The 22386-nt window shown below is 72.8% G+C and carries 16 protein-coding genes and 1 pseudogene; 6 read left to right on the top strand and 11 right to left on the bottom strand.

Translation table 11 applies throughout. The features are described from left to right. Positions 1-80: 80 nt before the first annotated feature. The 6 genes from ABZO31_RS23480 to ABZO31_RS23455 form a co-directional block, all read right to left on the bottom strand. Positions 81-1274, bottom strand: coding sequence for a hypothetical protein (locus tag ABZO31_RS23480; RefSeq protein ID WP_406863244.1), 1194 nt, complete (start codon positions 1272-1274; stop codon positions 81-83). Then, positions 1274-2038: a polysaccharide deacetylase family protein gene (locus tag ABZO31_RS23475; protein ID WP_406863243.1), complete on the bottom strand. Its 765-nt coding sequence runs from the start codon at positions 2036-2038 to the stop codon at positions 1274-1276. Before ABZO31_RS23475 ends, ABZO31_RS23480 begins: the two co-directional genes overlap by 1 nt. Positions 2039-2393: 355 nt before the next feature. Beyond that, complete coding sequence (locus ABZO31_RS23470) at positions 2394-2900, bottom strand: ATP-binding protein (RefSeq protein ID WP_406863242.1); 507 nt, start codon at positions 2898-2900, stop codon at positions 2394-2396. 252 nt (positions 2901-3152) lie between these two features. Next, entirely contained in the window at positions 3153-3920 is a 768-nt protein-coding gene (locus tag ABZO31_RS23465) for an enoyl-CoA hydratase/isomerase family protein (RefSeq protein ID WP_406863240.1), read from the bottom strand. A gap of 95 nt (positions 3921-4015) precedes the next feature. Beyond that, positions 4016-5263 carry a L,D-transpeptidase gene (locus ABZO31_RS23460; protein WP_406863239.1) on the bottom strand — a complete coding sequence of 416 codons (1248 nt, stop codon included), beginning with the start codon at positions 5261-5263 and terminating at the stop codon, positions 4016-4018. Positions 5264-5456: 193 nt separating this feature from the next. Beyond that, entirely contained in the window at positions 5457-6701 is a 1245-nt protein-coding gene (locus tag ABZO31_RS23455; protein ID WP_406863238.1) for a L,D-transpeptidase, read from the bottom strand. A gap of 168 nt (positions 6702-6869) precedes the next feature. Here ABZO31_RS23455 and glgX point away from each other — a divergent pair, with 168 nt between their 5' ends. Continuing rightward, the gene (gene glgX, locus ABZO31_RS23450; protein ID WP_406863237.1) at positions 6870-9122 is read left to right on the top strand and encodes a glycogen debranching protein GlgX; all 2253 of its coding nucleotides are present in this window, start codon (positions 6870-6872) and stop codon (positions 9120-9122) included. Here glgX and ABZO31_RS23445 read toward each other — a convergent pair. The 5 genes from ABZO31_RS23445 to ABZO31_RS23425 form a co-directional block, all read right to left on the bottom strand. Then, positions 9119-10294: a hypothetical protein gene (locus ABZO31_RS23445; RefSeq protein ID WP_406863236.1), complete on the bottom strand. Its 1176-nt coding sequence runs from the start codon at positions 10292-10294 to the stop codon at positions 9119-9121. The genes glgX and ABZO31_RS23445 overlap by 4 nt on opposite strands. A gap of 97 nt (positions 10295-10391) precedes the next feature. Beyond that, positions 10392-11048 carry a response regulator gene (locus ABZO31_RS23440; protein ID WP_406863235.1) on the bottom strand — a complete coding sequence of 219 codons (657 nt, stop codon included), beginning with the start codon at positions 11046-11048 and terminating at the stop codon, positions 10392-10394. Further along, the gene (locus tag ABZO31_RS23435) at positions 11041-12279 is read right to left on the bottom strand and encodes a sensor histidine kinase (protein WP_406863234.1); all 1239 of its coding nucleotides are present in this window, start codon (positions 12277-12279) and stop codon (positions 11041-11043) included. The genes ABZO31_RS23440 and ABZO31_RS23435 overlap by 8 nt, the downstream gene beginning before the upstream one ends. A 10-nt stretch (positions 12280-12289) precedes the next feature. After that, positions 12290-13045, bottom strand: coding sequence for an ABC transporter permease (locus ABZO31_RS23430; protein WP_406863233.1), 756 nt, complete (start codon positions 13043-13045; stop codon positions 12290-12292). Continuing rightward, a complete protein-coding gene (locus ABZO31_RS23425; RefSeq protein ID WP_406863232.1) occupies positions 13042-13947 on the bottom strand; it encodes an ABC transporter ATP-binding protein in 906 nt (301 codons plus the stop codon). The genes ABZO31_RS23430 and ABZO31_RS23425 overlap by 4 nt, the downstream gene beginning before the upstream one ends. Before the next feature lie 134 nt (positions 13948-14081). Here ABZO31_RS23425 and ABZO31_RS23420 point away from each other — a divergent pair. From ABZO31_RS23420 to ABZO31_RS23400, 5 genes and pseudogenes are all read left to right on the top strand, one after another. Then, a pseudogene (locus ABZO31_RS23420) lies at positions 14082-15891 on the top strand (ABC transporter ATP-binding protein). Beyond that, on the top strand, positions 15888-17702 hold the full coding sequence (locus ABZO31_RS23415) for an ABC transporter ATP-binding protein (RefSeq protein ID WP_406863231.1): 1815 nt from the start codon (positions 15888-15890) through the stop codon (positions 17700-17702). Before ABZO31_RS23420 ends, ABZO31_RS23415 begins: the two are co-directional and overlap by 4 nt. A 233-nt stretch (positions 17703-17935) precedes the next feature. Continuing rightward, positions 17936-19966 carry a M4 family metallopeptidase gene (locus ABZO31_RS23410; RefSeq protein WP_406863230.1) on the top strand — a complete coding sequence of 677 codons (2031 nt, stop codon included), beginning with the start codon at positions 17936-17938 and terminating at the stop codon, positions 19964-19966. 88 nt (positions 19967-20054) lie between these two features. Further along, positions 20055-20711 (top strand): response regulator, encoded by a 657-nt coding sequence (locus ABZO31_RS23405; protein ID WP_406863229.1) that lies wholly within the window; start codon positions 20055-20057, stop codon positions 20709-20711. Continuing rightward, positions 20708-22273 carry a sensor histidine kinase gene (locus ABZO31_RS23400; RefSeq protein ID WP_406863228.1) on the top strand — a complete coding sequence of 522 codons (1566 nt, stop codon included), beginning with the start codon at positions 20708-20710 and terminating at the stop codon, positions 22271-22273. Before ABZO31_RS23405 ends, ABZO31_RS23400 begins: the two co-directional genes overlap by 4 nt. Positions 22274-22386 lie beyond the last annotated feature (113 nt).

The raw sequence follows: 22386 nt of genomic DNA, 5'->3' as shown, positions 1-22386 counted from the left end.
CCGGGGCGGGCCGATCGGGCCGGGGACATGCGGACGGCCCCGGCCCCGTCGTACGGGGCCGGGGCCGAAGCGCCCGGGTCTCAGCGGAAGACGCCGGTGTGGCCCAGCGAGTAGCGGCCGGGCTGCGGGTAGACGGCGAGTCCGTGCGGGCCGCCGCCCACCGGGATCCGGGCCAGCTGCTTCCCGGTGGCGGTGTCGATCGCGTACACCTCGGAGTCGTACCGTCCGGACAGCCAGAGCACCTTGCCGTCGGCCGAGACGCCGCCCATGTCCGGGGAGCCGCCGTCCGGCAGGTGCCACTTCTTGGTCAGCTTGTTCCGGGCGAAGTCGAAGACCGAGATCGAGCCCTCGCCGCGGTTGGGGATGTACATCTCCTTGGAGTCGCGGGAGACGTAGAGGCCGTGCGCGCCCTTGCCGGTGGGCAGCAGGGTCGGCGTGGTGAACTTCTCGCCGTCCAGGACCCACATGCCGTGGGCCATCATGTCGGCGATGTAGAAGGTCTTGCCGTCCGGGGAGATCTTCACGTCCTGCGGCATCGCGCCCTCGAAGGGCAGCTTCTGCTGGCCGATCACCTCCAGCTTCTCCGTGTCGACCTTCAGCAGTTCGCCGGAGAACTCGCAGGACACGACGAAGTACCGGCCGTCGGCGGAGAAGTCGGCGTGGTTGACGCCGTAGCAGGAGACCGGGACGGTCTTCTTGCGCTCCATGGTGTGCGGGTCGCGGAAGACCAGCTCGCGGTCCATGGAGGCCATGACGACGGCGTACTTGCCGTTCGGCGTGAAGTAGAGGTTGTACGGGTCGTGCACCTCGACCGGCTTGCCCGCGACACCGGTGGCCGGGTCGATCGGGGTGAGCGTGTGGCCGCGGTTGTTGTTGACCCAGAGCGTCTTGAGGTCCCAGGACGGGACGACGTGCTGGGGCTGGATGCCGACCGGGATGGTCTCGATGACCTTGTAGGTGGCCGGGTCGATGACCGAGACGGTGTTGGAGTTGGTGTTGGGCACGTACACCCGGGACGGGAAGCCCTTGACGACCGGCGAGAGCATGCCCGGCCGGTCGGCCGCGTAGACGTCCTTCGGGTCGAGGACCGGCGGCATGCCGGGCAGCCCGTCGGGGACGGCCGGCTTGAGCGCGACCGGCGGCGGGGCGGCCTTGGCGCTGCGGCCGCCCGTGGGCCGGCCGTCGTCGGAGCCGCAGCCGGCGAGCGCGACGAGCAGGCAGCCGGCGAGCAGCGCGCCCGCGCGGCGGGTGAGGGGCAGGGTGTGGATCGGCATCAGGTCAGCAGCTCCGTGGTGGTCACCGCGCGCAGGCCGCGGCGGTCGAGGTCGGCGAGGAGGGCGGGCAGCGCGGCGACCGTGTCCGCGTAGCCGAGGTGCAGGCTCACCACGGATCCGTTGCGGACCGACCCGGTGACGTTGCGGACGACGGCCGGAGCGCCGGGCGAGGTGAAGTCGAGGGAGTCGACGTCGTACGACAGGACGTGCGGGTAACCGGCCCGGGCGGCGGCCCGTCGCACGTGGGGGCTCGCGTGCGGGGTCCGCGAGGGGCGGAACCAGGCGCCGATGGAGCCGGTGAGCCGGCGCAGCCGGCGGGCGCAGGCGTCGATCTCGGCGTACGCCTGTGCCTCGGTGAGGGCGTTGACGTCGAGGTGGCGCTGGGTGTGGTTGCCGAGTTCGTGGCCGCCGTCCAGGATCCGCCCGGCGAGCCGCGGGTGCCGGTCGAGCCAGTCGCCGACGGCGAGGACGGTGATCCGGGCGCCGGCCCGTTCGGCCTCGGTGAGCACGGCGCGGGCGAGGGCGGGGTCGCCCTGGCCGTGGAAGGTGAGGGCGATCCGGGCGCGGTCCCGCGGGCCGTGGGTGATCTCGGCGGGGCTGCCGGGGAAGCGGCGCGGTCCCGGCGGGGCGGTGGGCGCCGGGGACGGTGCGCCGGGGGCGGGGGTCCCGGCGGGCCGGTCCGTGCCGCAGGCGGCGGTGAGCGCGCCGGTGAGGGCGGCTGCGGCGCCCGCCCGCAGTGCGGCGCGGCGGTCGGTCGGAGTCACGCGACCATTTAAGAGGTGGTATGCCCGAAAGGTAACGATTAAGCCAACTCAGGACGTTTGACGTCGCCGCGACACGAGCCCCCACACGGGCGTCCACCGAGGAAACAAGCGGTGAACGCCATACTTATTCACCCTTTATAAGGTCAGTGCCCTATGTCACCAATGATTCACCAGGCGATTGTCCTGATTTGACCGAATCTGTACGGGTAGGGACTTTTGGCGACAAGGCCCCTGGTCTGCCATAGTCGGACCCACGACCCCCATTGACCCGGGCCAGGTCGTCCTACGCGCCGTGGATACACCCCTTCATCCGCGGCGCTGCACATGAAGCCCCCCACCGGGGGCTTCTGTGCGTTCAGGGGCGGTCGGCGACGCGCATCTCGAACCACGTGGTCTTGCCGCGGGGTAACAGGTCGACGCCCCAGCGGTCGGAGAGCTTGTCGACGAGGAAGAGACCGCGCCCGCTGGTGTCGAGTTCATGGACCGGCATCAGACAGGGCAGCCCCCGGGAGGGGTCGCGCACCTCGATCCGGATCCAGCCGCGGCGGCGCAGCATCCGCAGCCCGAAGACCCGGGCCCCGGTGTGCCGGACGGCGTTGCCGACCAATTCGGAGACGAGCAGGACGGCGTGCTCGGCGATCTGCGGGGAGAGCGCCCAGTGGCGCAGGACGACGGACTGGGTGAGCCGGCGGGCCGTCGCGGCCGACTCCGGCTGGGACGGCAGACACACCTCGCCGTCCGCCGGATTCCCGTACAACTCCACGGCTTTGACGGCCCGTTCGTCCTCCGCGCCCGGTACCCACCGGGCAGCGGCCGAGCCGCCGCGCTGCCGTGGTTGCTCCACACCCTCCAGGCCCGCCATGCCCTCCATGATGGACGCCCGGAAGCACCCGCGGGGCCGTTCCGGAGGAATAGGTACCGGAGAGATCAGGACCCCTCACAGACCATTAGGCATATGCCAGAGGCAGAAAACACCCGGAAAAATCCCCTCTGACCTGCGGCGACGCACCGTGTTCACATGATCACGGAAGGGTCGACTATCGGCCAGCGAAGATGTGTCCCCCGTGGCGGCGTCGCGCGGCACAGCCGGTTGACGCCGCCCCGGGCGCTCCCGTCAGAGGAACTTGGCCTTGCCCGGGCCCTCTTCCACGAAGCTGCGCATGCCGCGCTCGCGGTCCTCGGTCGCGAAGAGCCCGGCGAACCAGTTCCGCTCGATGGCGAGACCGGTGTCGATGTCCGTCTCCAGACCCGCGTCGATCGACTCCTTGGCGGCGCGCAGCGCCAGCGCCGGGCCCTGTGCCAGCTTCGCGGCCCAGGCGTGCGCCTGCTCGTACACCTCGGCGGCCGGGACGACCCGGTCCACCAGGCCGAGCGCGAGCGCCTCGTCGGCCTTGACCATGCGGCCGGTGAAGATCAGGTCCTTGGCCTTCGAGGGGCCGACGAGCCGGGCCAGCCGCTGGGTGCCGCCGGCGCCCGGGATCAGGCCGAGGAGGATCTCCGGCTGGCCGAGCTTGGCGTTGTCGGCAGCGATCCGGTAGTCCGCGCAGAGCGTCAGCTCGCAGCCGCCGCCGAGGGCGTACCCGGTGATCGCGGCGACGACCGGCTTGGGGATGCGGGCGACGGCGGTGAACGCGTCCTGCAGCGCACGGGACCGCTTGACCATGGCCGCGTGGTCCATGACCTGCATCTCCTTGATGTCCGCGCCGGCCGCGAACACCTTCTCCCCGCCGTAGAGGATCACCGCGCGCACGTCGTCGCGGTCGGTCGCCTCCTGGGCCAGCTCGCGCAGCCGGTCCTGGGTGGCGATGTCCAGGGCGTTCATCGGGGGGCGGTCGAGGCGGATCGTGCCGACGCCTTCGGCGACTTCGAGGTTCACAGTCATGGAGGCAGGTTAGCCCTCGTTAACGCCCGCGGACCCGGTGCCGTTGCTCACAGGAGCAACGGCACCGGGTCCGCGGGGCGTCCGTGCGGGAGGACCTACTTGGTCCACTCCTCCCAGGACATGTTCCAGCCGTTGAGGCCGTTGTCCGGGCGGATCTGCTTGTCCTTGGAGTTCTTCACGACCACGACGTCGCCGATGATCGAGTTGTTGTAGAACCAGGCCGCCGGCGTGGAGCCGTCACCGGCGCCGCGGGCGTCCCGCAGGCCGACGCAGCCGTGGCTGACGTTCGAGTTGCCGAAGGTGCCGGCGGAGGCCCAGTAGTTGCCGTGCACGAAGGTGCCGGAGGTGGACAGACGCATCGCGTGCGGCACGTCCTTGATGTCGTACTCGCCGCCGAAGCCGACCGTGGCCCCGTTCATGCGGGTCACCTTGTACTTCTCGCTGATGACCATCTGGCCGTTGTACGTGGTCGTGGACGGCGCGCCCGCGGTGATCGGGATCGTGCGGATGACGTTGCCGTCGCGGACGACCTTCATGGTCTTGGACCTGGCGTCGACCGTGGAGACCTGGCTGCGGCCGATGGTGAAGTTCACCGTCTTCTTCTGCTTGCCGTACACGCCCGGCCGGCCCTCGACGCCGTCGAGGTTGAGCTCGACGGTCACCTTGGTGCCCGCGGCCCAGTAGTCCTTCGGACGGAAGTCGAGGCGGTCGTTGCCGAACCAGTGGCCCTGGATCTCGACGTTCGGCACGGCGGTGACCTTGATGGCCTTCTCGACGGCCTCGGGGTCGGTGATGCCCCGGGTGAAGTTGATGGAGACCGGCATGCCGACGCCGACGGTCGAGCCGTCCTCCGGCGTGTAGTGGCCGATGAAGGTGTTCTTCGGGACCAGGGTGGTGAAGGTGGTGTCCTTCGCCGACTCACGGCCCTCGGCGTCCTTGGCTATCGCGTGGACCTTGTACTGCGTCCCGGCGGCGAGGTGCCGCAGGGGCTCCCAGCCGGCGCCGTCCGCGGTCAGCTTGCCCTCGACCGGGGCGCCCTTGGAGTCCGCCACCTCGACGGTGGTCAGCTTGCCCTTCTCGGCGGTGACCTTCAGCGCACCGCTGGTGGCGACGTCCTTCGCACCGTCCTTCGGCAGGATCGTCACCACGGCCTGCGAGGCCGCGTTCTCGACCTGACCGCCGCCCTTGCCCTGGTCCTTGTTCGGTACGTCGGTGTCCCCGCCGCCGCACGCGGTCACGAGGAGCAGCAGCGCCCCCGCCGCCAGCGCCTTCAGCCGCACGCCCCCACGCACGCCCCGACGGCCGGCCACGGCCGATGCCCCCGATATCGGCTGCCCGTTCACTCTGGTCCACTCCCCTCGCGGCCTGGCCCCGCCACGGTCCGCACCCCCGGCGCACTCCACTCGCGCGCACGGCGCTAGATAATCACATCGCAGCCATGGAACGTTCACTCGGAATGTCACCGTTCAGTCCCAAGTCGTCCGGGACGTCCACGGGGGCGGCGGGGCGGGAGCGGACGGGGGGCGTGACGCCGGGTCAGCGCAGGGCGGAACCGGCCTTCCAGCGGTTCCACTCCATGTTCCACCCTCCGAGGCCGTTGTCGGGAGCGACCTTTCGGTCACGCGAGTTCACGACCTCGACGACATCGCCGATGAGGGTCCGGTCGAAGAACCAGCCGGCCGGACTGTCGGAGCTGCCGCCCTTCTCGTCCTCCAGGCCGACGCAGCCGTGGCTGACGTTGGCGCTGCCGAAGGTGTCGTCGGAGGCCCAGTAGTTGCCGTGCAGGAAGGTGCCCGAGTTGGTGAGCCGGATCGCGTGGGGCACGTCCTTGATGTCGTACTCGCCGCCGAAACCGACCGTCCGGCCGTCCATCCGCGTCACGTCGTACATCTCCGTGACCACCATCTTCCCGTTGTACGTGGTGGTCTTCGGGGCCCCCGCGGTGATCGGCAGCGTCGCCAGGACCTCGCCGTCCCGGCGCACCTCCATCGTGTGGTCGGCCGCGTCCACGACCGAGACCTGGGAACGGCCCACGGTGAAGCCCACGGTCTTGCGCTGGATGCCGTAGACGCCGGGCGCGCCCTCCACGTCGCGCAGGGCCAGTTCGACGCTGACCTCGGTGCCGGGTTCCCAGTACTCCCGCGGCCGGAAGTCGAGCCGTTCGTTGCCGAACCAGTGGCCGACGACCTCGACCGGCGGGTCCGAGGTGATGCGGATGGCCCGCTCGACGGCCTCGCGGTTCTCGATCGGCCGGTTGAAGCCGAAGGAGACGATCATGCCGGTGCCGACGGTGGAGCGGTTCTCCGGCTTGAAGTAGCCGATGAAGCGCTTCTCGGGGACGACGGTGGCGAAGGTGGTGTGCCGGGCGGAGCGGCGCCCGTGTTCGTCCAGCGCGACCACGTCCACGCTGTACTTGGCGGCGAGCGTCAGGCGCGCCCCGGCGGCCGGGCGCCAGCGCAGTCCGTCCTCGCTGATCGTGCCCTCCAGCCGGGCCGGCCGGGCGTCCTCGATCTGGACCACGGAGACCCGTTCGAGCCGTCCGTCGTCGATGCGGATCTCGACCGGGCCGTCCGCCGGGACGCCCTTCGTGCCGTCTTCCGGGCTGATCCGGATGACATCGCCGGGGGCCTTCGCCCGGCCGGGCAGCGGGAGCGTGTGTCCGCCGCCCTTCCTGTCGCCGGATCCGGCGTCGTCGGTGCAGCCCGTGGTCCCGGCCAGGAGCCCGGCCGCCGCCAGGGCGAGGCCCACGCAGGTCCTCGCCCGCTTCAGTGCATGTCTCACGCCCGGCCCAACGACTGCCCCCCTCCAGGGGAAACGTGGACGCGGGCGATGTTGGGAGCACGGCGCTCCGGGCAGAACAGGTGGGAGGACCCCGTGCGGGGAGCGGCGGCCGGGACGCCGCCCGCTCCCTGACGGCACGGGGCCCGACGAGCCGCGGGAGGCCGACAGGTGTCGAGCGCAGCCGAACAGGAGGCGGTGCGGGAGGGAGAGGTGCCCTCCCCTGCCGTGGAACGGGTCGCGGAACGGGTTCCGGAGCGGGTTCCGGAACCCCCGCGGCCGGCGGTGTGGCCGGGTGCGCCGACGCCGCTGGGGGCGCGCTGCCGGGTCGGCCCCGACGGGGTGGCGGGCACGAACTTCGCGCTGTGGGCGGGCGGTGCGGAGGCCGTGGAGCTGTGCCTGTTCGCGCCGGACGGGACGGAGACGCGGCTGCCGCTGACCGAGCTGACCCACGAGATCTGGCACGGCTTCGTGCCGGGCGTGGCGGCGGGGCAGCGGTACGGCTACCGGGTGCACGGCCGCTGGGACCCGTGGACGGGGGCCCGCTGGAATCCGGCCAAGCTGCTGCTCGACCCGTACGCGCGGGCGGTCGACGGCGACTTCGCGCTGCCGCCGGAGGTGTACGGACACGTGCGGGACTGGCCGCAGCAGCACGTCGCCGACACCGTGCGCGACGAGCGGGACTCGGCGCCGCACGTCCCGAAGGGCGTGGTCGTCCAGGACGACGACGACTGGGCGGACGACCGGCGGCCGAAGACCCCGTGGCCGGACTCGGTCATCTACGAGCTGCACGTGAAGGGCTTCACGCAGCGGCACCCGGGGATCCCGGAGCATCTGCGGGGCACGTACGCGGGGCTCGCGCACCCGGCGGCGATCGAACACCTGACGCGGCTCGGGGTGACGGCGGTGGAGCTGCTGCCGGTGCACCAGTTCGCGCACGAGGACCATCTGCTGCGGCGCGGGCTGCGCAACCACTGGGGGTACAACTCGATCGGCTACTTCGCCCCGCACGCCGCGTACAGCGCGTCGGGGACGACGGGGCAGCAGGTCGGCGAGTTCAAGCGGATGGTGCGGGCGCTGCACGCGGCGGGCATCGAGGTGATCCTCGACGTCGTCTACAACCACACCGCGGAGGCGGGCGAGCTCGGCCCGACCCTCTCCCTGAAGGGCATCGACAACCGGGGCTACTACCGGCTCCAGTCCGACGCCCGCCGGTACGCGGACTACACCGGCTGCGGCAACACGCTGCACGTGGTGCAGCCGCAGGTGCTGCGACTGATCACCGACAGCCTGCGGTACTGGGTGACCGAGATGGGCGTGGACGGCTTCCGCTTCGACCTGGCGGCGGCGCTGGCCCGCTCCATGCACGACGTCGACATGCTCTCCCCGTTCCTCGCGGTGATCGCCCAGGACCCGGTCCTCCGCCGGGTCAAGCTCATCGCCGAGCCGTGGGACGTGGGCAACGGCGGCTACCAGGTGGGCGCGTTCCCGCCGCTGTGGACCGAGTGGAACGACCGCTACCGGGACGCCGTACGGGACTTCTGGCGCGGCGCGCTGCCGGACGTGCGGGACCTCGGCTACCGGCTGTCCGGCTCCAGCGACCTGTACGCCTGGGGCGGCCGCCGCCCGTACGCCTCCGTCAACTTCGTCACCGCGCACGACGGGTTCACGCTGCGGGACCTGGTCACCTACGAGCGCAAGCACAACGAGGCGAACGCCGAGGGCAACCGGGACGGCACGAACGACAACCGCTCCTGGAACTGCGGGGTCGAGGGCGAGACCGACGACCCGACGGTCAACGCACTCCGCCGCCGCCAGATCCGCAATCTGCTGACCACCCTGCTGCTGTCCACCGGCGTGCCGATGCTGGTCGCCGGCGACGAGATGGGCCGCACGCAGGGCGGCAACAACAACGCGTACTGCCAGGACAACGAACTGGGCTGGGTCGACTGGTCACTGCCGGACCAGGCCGGCCCGGACGGCTTCCTGGCCCTGACGACCCGGCTGCTCGCCCTGCGCCACCGCCACCCGGTCCTGCGCCGCCGCGCGTTCTTCGACGGCCGCCCGCAGGGCGCGGACGGCCTGCGGGACCTGGCCTGGTTCACGCCGCACGGCACGGAGATGACCGAGCAGGACTGGTACGCCCCGGCGGCGACCCTCGGCCTGTACCTGTCGGGCCGCGACATACCGGGCCGGGACGCCCGCGGCGCCCAGATCACCGACGACAGCTTCCTCGCGGTCCTGCACGCCGCCCCCCACCCGGTGGACTTCACCCTGCCCGGCCCGCCGTGGGCGGAGTCGTACGAACTCGTCGTCGACACCGCCCACGAGGACCAGTCCCACGCCCCGGGCACCCCGCACCGGGGCGGGGAGCGGTTCACGGTGGCGGAACGGTCGGTGGTGCTGCTGCGGGTGCGGAGCTAGGAGGTCGTGACGTAGCAGACGAAGGCGCCGGTGGCGTGGTCGTCGCCGCCGATCGTCGACGAGACGGCCGTGTCCCCGGCGATGAGGAAGGTGCCCGCCGGGCGGGCGCGGGCCACCCAGGCGGAGGGCGCGGAGTCGAACTCGCGCCGGCACTGACGGTCTGCGTCCCGGTAGGCGTCCTCCTCGGTGGGCGCCTTCGAGGAGGAGGCGAGGGCCACGTTCACATGGGCGTAGACCTGAAGGTCGTGCCGGGCGGAGCAGGCGACCACCCGGACGAGGCGCACGTGGCCGAGGCCGGTGTCGTCGGAGGCGCAGGCGCCGGGCCTGACCCGGTGCAGATCCGTCAGCGCTTTCTCCGCGTCCACGGCGCCCTTCGAGGAGCGCCGGGGCTCGGCCCGGCCGTGCTCGGTGAGCCGGTGGACGCCCTTCATCGCCGTGACCTCCTTGAGGTGGCCCTTGCGGTGCAGGTCGGCGAGGAGGGGCGCGTAGTCGGCGGTCGCCTCGGTGAGCAGTCCGTCCGCGTCGAGGGTCACGGTCATCGGCAGGTCGGGGACGCCCGCGGTGAGGAGCATGTCCATCGACCCCGGCAGGGTCGGCTGCATGAGCAGACCCTTCGCCATGACGCTGTACGTACGGCGGCCGTCCTCGTCGACGGCCGGGCCCTTGGCCGGCCGGGCGACCACGGTGAGGACGTCCTCGGGGGTGCCGCCGAACGGGACGTTGTCACCTGCGCGGTACAGCACCGCTGACGCGTGCTGGGCGAACTCCTGCGATCCGGAGGCCGAGTAGCGCAGCCAGTCCCCCGAACGCATCCGATAGGCCACGTCGCTGCCCGTCACCTCGAACATCTGGGGTTCGCCGCCGGGCCAGGAGCCGAGCGTCCGCTCGGTCTCTTCGGAGAGTCCCCGGGGCAGTGTGAGCGTGCGGGTGGCGTCGGCGGTCCGCTCGGCGTAGTCCTGCGCCCCGGTGACGACCTCCTTGCCCGGGCCCTTGGTGGTCTCGTACGTGAGCGTGTACGTGAACCGGGCCGAGCCGCTTTCGGCCGTCACCTCCTGCGCCGCCCGGATGTGCCCGGAGAGCGGCTGCCCGTAGACCGCGTGGTCCGGGGCGGTCTGGGCCGGCCCGTCGGCCTGGCAGGCCACGGCGGCAAGCAACAACGGCAGTACTGCCACGGCTCTTCGGACGCTCCTCATGGTGCTCCCCACCCCTGGTCGTGCGCGAACGCCTCATCCTAGGGAGCACCCTCGAACGGGTGTGCTTCCGGACGGGTCAGGAGCCGCCGAGGATGCCGCGGTCGTAGGCGGTGGCCACCGCGGCGGCGCGGTCGTTGGCGTCGAGTTTGGCGAAGATGTGGGTGAGGTGAGTCTTCACCGTGGCCTCGCTGATGAACAGTTCGGCGGCTATAGCCTTGTTGGAGGTGCCCTTGGCCACCAGGGCGAGGACCTCCGTCTCGCGGGCCGACAGGGTGCCGTCGACGGGGCGGGCGGGGGCGGGGGTGCGGACGCGGGTGACCAGGCGGGAGGCGACGGCCGGGGAGAGGACGGTGCGGCCGTCGGCGGCGGCGCGTACCGCGGCGAACAGTTCGTCGCGGGGGGCGTCCTTGAGCAGGTAGCCGGTGGCGCCCGCCTCGATCGCGGGCAGGGTGTCGGCGTCGGTGTCGTACGTGGTGAGGACGAGGACCCGGGAGCGCGCGCCGCGGCGGGTCAGTTCGGCGATCGCGTCCACTCCGCCGCCGCCGGGCATGCGCAGGTCCATCAGGACGACGTCGGGGTCGAGGCGCAGGGTCAGGGCGACGCCCTCGACGCCGTTCGACGCCTCGCCGAGGACGGTGAAGGCCGCGTCGGCGGCGAACATGCCGCGCAGGCCGTCGCGGACGACCGGGTGGTCGTCGACGATCAGGAGGGTGATGGTCCCGGGATCAGTCATGGCGGACCAACGGTACGCGGGCGCTGACCGCGGTTCCGGTGCCGGGTTCGGACTCCACGGTGACCTCGCCGGCGAGCCGCGCGGCGCGGGCCTTCATGCCGTCCAGGCCGAACCCGCCCTCGGCGGTGCGCCCTTGGAGGGCGGCCGGGTCGAAGCCGCGGCCGTCGTCGCGTATGTCGAGGGTGACCTCGTCGCCCATGTAGGAGAGGGTGACGCCGGCCCGGCCGGCCGCCGCGTGCTTGGCCGTGTTCGCCAGCGCCTCCTCGGCGATCCGCAGCAGGGTGGCGGCCACCTCGTCGTGCAGCGGCTCCTCGTCGCCGGTGACGGTGAGCCGGGCGTCCACACCGGTGCGTTCGGCCCAGGCGGCGACGGTGTGCTCCAGCGCCTCGGGCAGGCCGGCGTGCTCCAGGGCCGCCGGGGCGAGGTTCTGGACGGAGCGGCGGGCCTCGCCGAGGGAGTGCCGGGCCAGGGCCTGCGCGCGGTCGAGATGGACGCGGGCGGCCGCCGGATCCTGGGCGGCGGTGACCGCCTGGAGCTGGGCGATGACGCCGGTCAGGCCCTGCGCGAGGGTGTCGTGGATCTCGGCGGCGAGCCGCCGGCGCTCGTCGGCGACGCCGGCCTCGCGGGCCTGGACGACCAACTGGGCCTGCAGCGCGGCGTTCTCGGCCAGCGCGCGCTCCAGGGCGGCGATGGTGGCCGCCTTCTCGCGGGCGTTCTCGGCCTCCTTGATGCTGATCTGGCCGAAGACCGCGGAGAGTCCGGCGTTCACGGCGAACAGGCCGCCGAAGACCAGCCATTGGGTCGTCGACCGGGGCGGCAGGCCGCCGGACTGCGAGCCGGCCATGGTGGCGGCGACGACCAGCAGGGCCGGGCGGAACAACCGGGGCCGGACCACATGGGCCACGTCGAAGTAGCCGATCGATGCGTGGATCGCGAAGAACGGGTTGAGCCAGGTGAGCGCGAAGGCGAGCGCGGTGCGCAGCACGTAGTAGCACTCGCTGCGGACCGAAGGCTTCGGCAGGGCGAGGCCGTTGACGCTGCTCCACCACACCTGCAGGGCGAGCTGCGCGACGAGCAGCACCCCCGCCGCGTTCAACTCGCCGGTGGTCATCGTGGTGCCGGCGATGGCGGCGCCGACGGCCGTCGACAAGGCGAGCAGCGCGTACGGGCCGTACGCGTAGAACTGCGCCCAGCGCTGCTCGGCCGGTGTCGGCGCCGCTGCCTGCGTCATTCCCGTGCCCTCACTCCCAGGTGAACCAGCGTCGGGCCGCGGCGACCAGGACCACGGCCCAGACGGCGGTCACCGCGAGGTGCGTCCAGTCCGGCCACTGGCCCGCCGCGGCCTGGTCGAGCGCCTGGGCGGCGGCGCCCAGCGGGGTCAGGCCGACGATGTCGCGCACGGTGTCGGGCATGGCCGCCACGGGCAGCCAGACGCCCGAGGTGAACATCGCCGGGAAGAATACCGCCGAGCCGATCGCCTGGGTGATCTTGGTGGTGCGGCTGACCGCCGAGATCGTCGCGCCGAGCGCCAGGGCGGAGAGCGCGGCCAGGACCAGGGCGACCAGATAGCCGCCGAGCTGACGCGGCAGGGCGACGTCGAAGACGAGCCGGCCGACGGCCAGCGCGATCACGGCCGAGGCGACGACGGCGACGCCGTGCAGCGCGATCTGGGCGCCGATCAGCGCGCCCGGCCGCATGGGCGTGGTCGCCATGCGGCGCAGGATGCCGCGCTCGCGGTAGCCGGTGAGCAGCGGCGGCATCGACTGGATCGCGGAGGTGATGGTGGCGAGCAGGATCGCGATGGGCACGTACAGGTCGACCGTGCGCAGCCCCCCGAGGTCGGGGCTCGGCTCGCGGAACACCGGGATGCAGCCGATGACGACGAGCAGCAGCGTCGGGAAGGCGAGGATCCAGAAGAGGGCGGCGGGCTCCCGGGTGAACAGCCGGGCCTCGGCCTTGAGTACGGCGGTGTGGGTGTCGAGGGTGCGGGTGCTCACGTGTCGGTTCCCGTCAGGTCGAGGAAGGCGTCGTCGAGGGTGGCGTCGGAGACGCGCAGGTGGTGGGCGGTGACACCGTGCCGCGCCAGGTGGGAGAGCAGCGCGCTGGTGGTGTCGTCCGTGCCGGTCACGGTGATCCGGCCGTCCCGCGCCTCCTCCACGGAGACCGCCGACTCCAGGGCGCCGAGGGCGCGGACGTCGAGCGGGGCGGAGGGCAGGAAGGAGACGACGGTGCGGGCGGCGGCCCGGCCGATCAGGCCGGCGGGGGTGTCGAGGGCGGTGATCCGGCCGCGGTCGACGACCGCGATGCGGTCGCAGAGGCGCTGGGCCTCCTCCATGAAGTGGCTGACGAGCAGGACGGTGACGCCGCTGTCGCGGACCTCCTCGACGAGCTTCCAGGTGTCGCGGCGGGCCCGCGGGTCGAGTCCGGTGGTCAGCTCGTCCAGGACGACGGCGCGGGGGTTGCCGATCAGGGCGAGGGCGATGAACAGCCGCTGCTTCTGCCCGCCGGACAGCTTGGCGAACCGGATGTCCAGCCGCTCGGTCAGGCCCAGCCGGTCGGCGAGTTCGCGCCAGTCGGCGGGCCGCGGGTAGCAGGCCGCGTACAGCTCGAGAGCCTCCCGGACCGTCAGCTTGTCCTGCAGCAGGCTCTCCTGGAGCTGCGCGCCGAGCAGGAGGGTGACCTGCTCGCGGTCGGCGACGGGGTCGTGTCCGGCCACCCGGACCGTGCCGGAGTCGGGGGTGCGCAGCCCCTCCACGCACTCCACGGTGGTGGTCTTCCCGGCCCCGTTGGGCCCGAGGATCCCGAAGATCTCCCCCTCGGCGACCTCGAACGAGACCCCGTCCACGACCTTCCGGCCGCCGTAGGACTTGTGCAGTTCCCGTACCTCGATCATTGCCATGCCCCACAGACTGCCGAGCGGGAGGGGGCCGCCGCATCGGCCGATCCGCTCGTCGTACGGATCAACCGATCGGCTGATGGCGGGCCGGAAATGGGGATGAGCGGTGTCAGGGGCGAACCCTAGGATCGGCCCTGATGCCCGAGAAACGTGTGCCCGCCCGGAACCGCTCCACCGTCCGTTCGCTCCTGCGCCTCTGGCCGTACCTGCGGCCCGTGCGGCTGCGCTGGGGGGGCGGCGGCCGTGGTGGCCGTCGTCGCCTCGTGCCTGGGGCTGGTGATCCCGCTGGTCCTGAAGTGGATCGTGGACGGTCCCGTGGCCGGGCAGGACCCCGGCGGGGTGTGGCTCGGCGCGCTGTTCCTCCTGCTGCTCGGCATCGCGGAGGCGGGGCTGTTCGGGCTGCGGCGCTGGCTGGTGGCGCGACCGCTGGCCGGCGTCGAGGCGGCGATGCGGGCGGATCTGTACCGGCGGCTGCAGCGGCTGCCGGTCTCCTTCCACGACCGCTGGGCCTCGGGACAGCTGCTGTCCCGGGGGACGGGGGATCTGAGCCTGCTGCGGATGTTCCTGGCCTTCCCGCTGACGTTCCTGTTCGTCAACGCGGTGACGATCCTGGCGGGTTACGTGATCCTCCTGGGCCAGGAGTGGACGCTGGGCCTGGTGCTGCTGACGCCGGTCGCGCCGCTGGTGATGCTGTGCTGGTGGTTCGAGACGCGGTACTCGCTGGTCGCGCGGCGCGCGCAGGACCAGGTCGGCGACGTGACGACGGTGATCGAGGAGAGCGTCCTCGGCATCCGCATCGTCAAGGGCTTCGGCCGGCACCGCAGCCAGGTCCTCGCCTTCCGCGCGCTGACCGGGCGGCTGCGCGGCACGGAACTGGAGAAGGCCCGGCTGCTGGCCTCGATCTGGGCCCTGATCACGGTCCTGCCCGAACTCGCGGTGGGCGCGGCGCTGGTGCTCGGCACGGTGCAGGTCGCGGACGGCGCGCTGTCGGCGGGCACGCTGGTGGCCTTCCTGTCGACGACGCTCGCCCTGCGCTGGCCGGTGGAGTCGATCGGCTTCCTGATCGCCATGAGCCAGGAGGCCGCCACGGCCACGGAACGCTTCTTCGAGGTGATGAACGAGGCGGAGGAGGACGGGACGGGGGTGGGGGCCGCGTCGAGGCGCGGTACCGTGCGGGCCCCCGAGGCCCGTGACGGGGTGCGGTTCGAGAACGTGTCGTTCCGGTATCCCGATGCGCCCGCGGACGCGCGGCCGGTGCTCGACGGGGTCGACCTGCACATCCGGGCCGGGGAGACCCTGGCGCTGGTCGGAGCGACCGGGTCCGGGAAGACCACGCTCACCGCGCTCGTACCGCGGCTGCACGAGGCCACCGGCGGGCGGATCCTGCTGGACGGGGAGGACATCACCGCCATGCCGCGCGAGCGGCTGCGGGCACTGGTGTCGGTGGCCTTCGAGGAGCCCACGCTGTTCTCGGCGACCGTCGGCGCGAACGTGCTGATGGGGGCGCAGGACGGCGACCAGGAGGCGCTGCACCGCGCGCTCGCCGTGGCGCAGGCCCGGGAGTTCGTCGCCGCGCTGCCCGAGGGCGCCGGGACGGAGGTCGGCGAGCAGGGCCTGAGCCTGTCCGGCGGCCAGCGCCAGCGCCTCGCGCTGGCCCGGGCGGTCGTCGGCCGGCCCCGGTTCCTGGTGCTCGACGACCCGCTGTCCGCGCTGGACGTGCACACCGAGGCCCTGGTCGAGGCGGCGCTGCGGGAGGTGCTGCGTGGTACGACCGCGCTGGTCGTCGCGCACCGGCCGTCCACGGTGCTGCTCGCCGACCGGGTCGCGCTGCTGTCCGGCGGCCGGATCGCGGCCGTCGGCACCCACCACGAACTGCTGCGCGAGCACGCCGAGTACGCCTGGCTGATGTCCGGCGACGCACAGGACCGGGGGATCGATCCGCGATGACCACCGCCACCGAGGCCACCGACCCGTTCGCCCGGGACGACCTGCCGACCCCGCCGCGTGCGACGAGCCGGCTGCTCGGCTCGCTGCTCGCCCCGCACCGCACCCGCGTCGTGCTCGCCGCGCTGCTGCTCCTGCTGCAGCAGGCGGCGGTGCAGGCCGGCCCGCTGCTCGTCGCGTACGCGATCGACCGCGCCGTGCCGGCGCTGCGCCGCGGCGACCACGGCCCGCTGATCGCGGTGGCCGCCGGGTACCTGCTCTGCGCGGCCGGCGCGGGCCTGTTCCAGTACGTCTTCATCCGGGTCTCCGCCCGGATCAACCAGGACGTGCTGCGCGAACTGCGGGACCGGATCTTCCGGCACGCGCAGGCGCTCAGCCTGGACTTCCACGAGCGCTACACCTCCGGCCGGCTGATCTCCCGGGCCACCGCCGACGTCGAGTCGCTGCGCGAACTCCTCGCGGAGGGCCTGCAGGAGCTGATCGGCGTCGTCCTCGCCTTCGTGTACATCTCGGCGATGCTGCTCTGGCTGGACCTCGGGATCGGCGCGGTGGCGGTCGCCTCGTTCGGTCCGCTGTACCTGCTGGTCCGGCGCTACCGGCGGCGTGCGGCGGTGGTGTTCGCCGAGCGGTCGACGGCGATCGCCGGGGTGATCGTGAAGTTCGCGGAGACGATGAACGGGATCCGGCCGGTCCGGGCGTTCCGCCGGGAGCGGGCCAACGACGCCGAGTTCGGCCGGCTCAACCACCGTCACGAACGCGCCAACGGCGACGCGCTGCTCGAGATGGCGCAGTACGTGGTCGGCTCCCGGCTCGTCGCGAACACGGCGGTGGCGGGCATGGTGCTGTGGGGCGCGTACCGGGTGGCGGGCGGCACACTCGCGCTGGGCGTCCTCGCGGCGGCGGTGCTGTACGTGCGGCGGCTGTACGACCCGATCGACCGGCTCGGCATGTTCCTCAACTCGTACCAGTCGGCGGCCGCCTCGCTGCAGAAGATCGCCGGGCTGCTCGCGCAGGCCCCGACCGTGCCGGAGCCGGCCGCGCCGCGGGAGCTGCCCGCGCGGGCGGCCGGCCGGCCCGGGCGGGCGGTGGCGTTCGAGGGCGTCGGGTTCGCGTACCGCACCGGGGGCGAGGTGCTGCCGCGCTTCGACCTGACGATCCCGGCCGGGCAGACGGTGGCGGTGGTCGGCTCGACGGGGGCGGGCAAGTCGACGCTGGCGAAGCTGCTGGCCCGGTTCTACGACCCGACGGAGGGGCGGGTGCTGCTCGACGGGGTGGACCTGCGCGATCTGGCCACGCCGGAACTGCGGCGGGGTGTGGTGATGGTGACGCAGGAGGCGTTCCTGTTCTCCGGCACGGTCGCCGAGAACATCGCGATCGGCCGCCCGGACGCGAGCCGCGAGGAGATCGAGCGCGCGGCGAAGGCGATCGGCGCGCACGACTTCATCGCCGGTCTGCCGGACGGCTACGACACGGACGTGCGCAAGCGCGGCGGCCGGATCTCGGCAGGCCAGCGGCAGCTGGTCGCGTTCGCCCGGGCGCTGCTCGCGGATCCCGCGGTGCTGATCCTGGACGAGGCGACCAGCTCCCTGGACGTGCCGGGCGAGCGGGCGGTGCAGCGCGCGATGGACACGGTCCTGGAGGGGCGTACGGCGGTGGTGATCGCGCACCGGCTGTCCACGGTGGAGATCGCGGACCGCGTGCTCGTGATGGAGGGCGGCCGCGTGGTGGAGGACGGCGCGCCGTCCGAACTCGTCGCCGGGGAGGGGCGTTTCGCGGGCCTGCACCGGGCGTGGCGGGACAGTCTCACGGGCTGAGACCGCCCGCCCGGAGCGTGGCGGAATCGCATCGTCGCGTCCGTTGAGCGAACGGCGGCTTACGGGCAGCGAACAGTTTCCGGCCAACTTTGCGACGCACTCATGACAGGTACCCGTCATTCCTGTCACTCTCTCCCCGGCTCTTCGCACCATCGTTCGCGCACCACAGCTCTGTTTGCACCGCCCGGTCGGTCCACCCAACCGCCGGTACCCCCCTCGCAAAAGGAGTTCGCGTGAGATCCACGCCAAGCCGTCGCGCCACCGCGACGGGCGCTCTGATCGCGGCCGCCGCGATGCTGGCCGCCGGTTTCCAGGGTTCCGCCACCGCCGACCCCGGCGGCTGGGCCGCCGCGCCCAAGGCGCAGGCGGCCGGGAAGGCCGACCCCGGCAAGCTGCCCGCCGCCCTCTCCCCCGCCGAGCGCACCGCGCTCATCAAGGCCGCCGACGCCGACAAGGCGGCCACGGCCAAGGCCCTCGGCCTCGGCGCGCAGGAGAAGCTGGTCGTCCGTGACGTCGTCAAGGACCGCGACGGCACCACGCACACGCGCTACGAGCGCACCTTCGCCGGGCTGCCCGTCCTGGGCGGCGACCTGATCGTCGCCCGGTCCGGGGCCGGGGCCACGCAGTCCGTCACCAAGGCCTCGCGCGCCCAGCTGAAGAACGTCGACATGAGCGCCGACGTCGCTCCGGCCGCCGCCGTCAAGCAGGCGCTGACCGCGGCCAAGGGCGAGGGCTCGAAGGCCACCGCCGCCGAGCGCGCCCCGCGCAAGGTCGTCTGGATGGCGTCGGGTTCGCCCGTCCTCGCGTACGAGACCGTCGTCGGCGGCCTCCAGCACGACGGCACGCCCAACGAACTGCACGTCGTCACCGACGCGACCACCGGCGCGAAGCTGCACGAGTGGCAGGCGATCCACACCGGTACCGGCAACACGATGTACAGCGGCCAGGTGACGCTCGGCACCGCGCCCTCGTACACGCTGACCGACACAGGCCGCGGCAACCACAAGACGTACAACCTCAACCGCGGCACGTCCGGCACCGGCACGCTGTTCTCCGGCTCCGACGACATCTGGGGCGACGGCACCCCGCAGAACGCCGAGACGGCCGGTGCGGACGCGCACTACGGCGCGGCGCTCACCTGGGACTACTACAAGAACGTGCACGGCCGCTCCGGCATCCGCGGTGACGGCGTCGGCGCGTACTCCCGGGTCCACTACGGCAACGCGTACGTCAACGCCTTCTGGTCCGACTCGTGCTTCTGCATGACGTACGGCGACGGCTCGAACAACACCAAGCCGCTGACGTCGATCGACGTCGCCGCGCACGAGATGACGCACGGCGTCACCTCCAACACCGCCGGCCTGGTCTACAGCGGTGAGTCCGGCGGCCTGAACGAGGCGACCTCCGACATCTTCGCGGCGGCCGTCGAGTTCCACGCCAACAACGCGCAGGACAAGGGCGACTACCTGGTCGGCGAGAAGATCGACATCCGGGGCAACGGCACGCCGCTGCGGTACATGGACAAGCCGAGCAAGGACGGCTCGTCCAAGGACTACTGGTACTCCGGCATCGGCAACGTCGACGTGCACTACTCGTCGGGCCCGGCGAACCACTGGTACTACATGCTCTCCGAGGGCAGCGGCGCGAAGACGGTCAACGGCGTGAACTACGACTCGCCGACCTCCGACGGCCTGCCCGTCACCGGTATCGGCCGGGACAAGGCGTCGCTGATCTGGTTCAAGGCGCTGACCACGAAGTTCAGCTCCAACACCAACTACGCCGGCGCCCGCACGGGCACCGTCGCGGTGGCCACCGAGCTGTACGGCGCGGGCAGCCCCGAGGTGCTGGCGGTGGAGAACGCCTGGGCCGGAATCAACGTCGGCTCCCGTCCGGGCGGCGGCGAGCCGCAGCCGGGCAAGGTCTTCGAGAACACCGCCGACGTCACCATCCCGGACTCCCCCGGCGCCGCGGTGACCTCGACGGTCAACGTCACCGGCATCACCGGCAACGCGCCGAGCACCCTCAAGGTGGACGTGGACATCGTCCACACCTGGATCGGCGACCTGGTCGTCGACCTGGTGGCCCCGGACGGCTCGGTCTACAACCTGCACAACCGGTCCGGCGGCAGCGCCGACAACATCAAGCAGACGTACACCGTCAACGCCTCCAGCGAGGTCGCGAACGGCGCGTGGAAGCTGCGGGTGCAGGACAAGGCCGCGTACGACACCGGCTACATCAACGGCTTCAAGCTCACGTTCCCGTAAGCCGGGAGCGGCACCGCTGAAGTGACCGGCGGCCCGGAGGGTTCTTCCCTCCGGGCCGCTTCTTCGTGTCCCCGCCTAGGCTGGCCGGATGATCAGGGTGCTGCTCGCGGACGACGAGACCATGATCCGGGCGGGGGTCGCTGCGATCCTCTCCACGGACGAGGACATCGAGGTGGTCGCGGAGGCGGGGGACGGCCACGAGGCGGTCGCCCTCGCGCAGCGGCACCGGCCGGACGTCGCGCTGCTGGACATCCGGATGCCGCGGCTGGACGGGCTCGCCGCGGCGGAGGAGCTGAAGCGCACGCTTCCGCAGACGGCGGTCGTGATGCTGACGACGTTCTCCGAGGACGCGTACATCGCCCGGGCGCTCGGCGGCGGGGCGAGCGGCTTCCTGCTGAAGTCCGGCGACCCGCGGGAACTCCTCACGGGGGTACGGGCGGTGGCCGGCGGTGCGGCGTTCCTCTCGCCGGAGATCGCCCGCCGCGTCATCGACACCCTCGGCGGCGAACGGCTCGCCCGCACGACCCGCGCCCGGGACCGGCTGGCCCCGCTGACGGAGCGGGAGCGGGAGGTCGTGGCGCTGGTCGGCGCAGGACTGTCGAACCAGGAGATCGCGGCCCGGCTCTACGTGGTGGAGGGCACCGTGAAGGCCCATGTCAGCGCGGTCCTCGCCCGGCTCGGCCTGCGCAACCGGGTCCAGCTGGCGGTCCTCGCGTACGAGGCGGGGCTGGTGGCGGACGCGTGAGCGGTGGGCCGACGCGGAGGGCGGTGGCCGGGCCGTGGCGGCGGGGGGCGGCCGACGCCGGGCTGTGGGTGCTGGTGAGCGTTCCGGTGCTGCTGCGGTCCGACCCGAACGACGGCGGGTCGTGGGCGCGGGTCGCGGCCGGGCTCGCGGTACTGGCGCTCTGCACGGCGCTGTACCGGCGCCGGCCGCTCGTGCCGCCGGTCCTCGTCCTGGGCGCGAGCCTCGCGGTCTCGACGGAGCTGTACACCGCGTCGTTCACCCCGGCGCTGATCGCCTTCGGCTATCTCGCCGGCCGGCGGCAGGACGGCAGCCGCACCGCGCTCTGGCTGCTCGGCGCCGCCGCGACGGCGGGGCTTGCGCTCACCCTCGCCACGGGCGCCTCGCTCGGGCAGTGGTTCACGCAACTGCTTGTCCTGGCCCTCGCGGTGGTCGCGCCGTGGCTGATCGGCCGGTACGTCCGGACGTACGACCGGCTGGTCCGCAACGGCTGGGAGCTGGCCCACCGCATGGAGCGCGAGCAGGCCGCGGTCGCGGACCGCGAGCGGCTGCGCGAACGCTCCCGCATCGCGGGCGACATGCACGACTCCCTCGGCCACGACCTGTCCCTGATCGCGCTGCGCGCGGCGGCGCTGGAGGTCGACCCGACGCTGGGCGCCGCCCAGCAGCGGGCCGCGGGCGAGCTGCGCCGGGCGGCGGCGGACGCGACGGCACGGCTGCGGGACGTGATCGGCGTACTGCGTGCGGACGAACCGGGGGCCGAGGCCCCGACGACCCCGCCGGACGAGCCGGTCGAGGACCTGGTCGCCCGCGCGGCCGCGTCGGGCGTCCCCGTCACCCTGGCCGTCGAGCGGCAGGGCCTTCCCGGCCTGCCGCCCATGTCCGCCCGCGCCGTGCACCGCGTGGTCCAGGAGTCCCTGACCAACGCCACCAAGCACGCGCCGGGGGCGGGCGTGGAGGTGACGGTGGGGCCCGGACCGGACGACGGCGGGACGGTCGAGGTGGTCGTGGTCACGGGACCCCGGACCGCCGGCCCCCTGGGCGTCCCGTCCGGCGGGTCCGGGCTCGTGGGCCTGGACGAGCGGGTCCGGCTCGCGGGCGGGCGGCTAGAGCACGAGGCCCTGCCCGGCGGCGGGTTCCGGGTCCGGGCGCTGGTGCCCGTGACCGCCGCCCCGCCCGCGCCGGTCGCCGCCGCGCCGACGTCCGCGCAGGAACTGGACCGGGCCCGCCGCGAGGTGCGGCGGGGCCTGGCCAGGGTGGTTTGGGTGCCGCTGGCGCTGCTGACGGGGCTTGCGGTGCTGATGGCCGGGGTGGGCCTGTACACCCAGTACCAGTCGTACCTGCCGCGCGACCGGTACGAGGCCGTCCACGTCGGCCAGACGCGGGACCGGGTCGAGACCCTGCTGCCGGAGACGCCCCTCGACGGCCCCCCGCACGGCGCGCCGCCCGAGCCCACCGCCTCGGACAGCTGCCGGTACTACCGCACGACGCTCCTGGCCGCGGTCCCGGTCTACCGCCTCTGTTTCACCGCCGACCGCCTGACCGACCTGGCGGTCATCACCTGACCTCAGGGCACTGGGCGGACGGCGGCACACGACCCTCACGCCAGGCCGCACCCAGGGGGACGGCGGCCCACGGCCCGACGCACCGGCCGCTCGCCTCCTCCGGCGCCGCCCGG

Origin of the sequence: Streptomyces solicamelliae (genome assembly GCF_045348655.1) — a bacterium.
GTDB lineage: Bacteria > Actinomycetota > Actinomycetes > Streptomycetales > Streptomycetaceae > Streptomyces > Streptomyces solicamelliae.
This window is presented reverse-complemented; position numbering and strand designations above follow the sequence as displayed.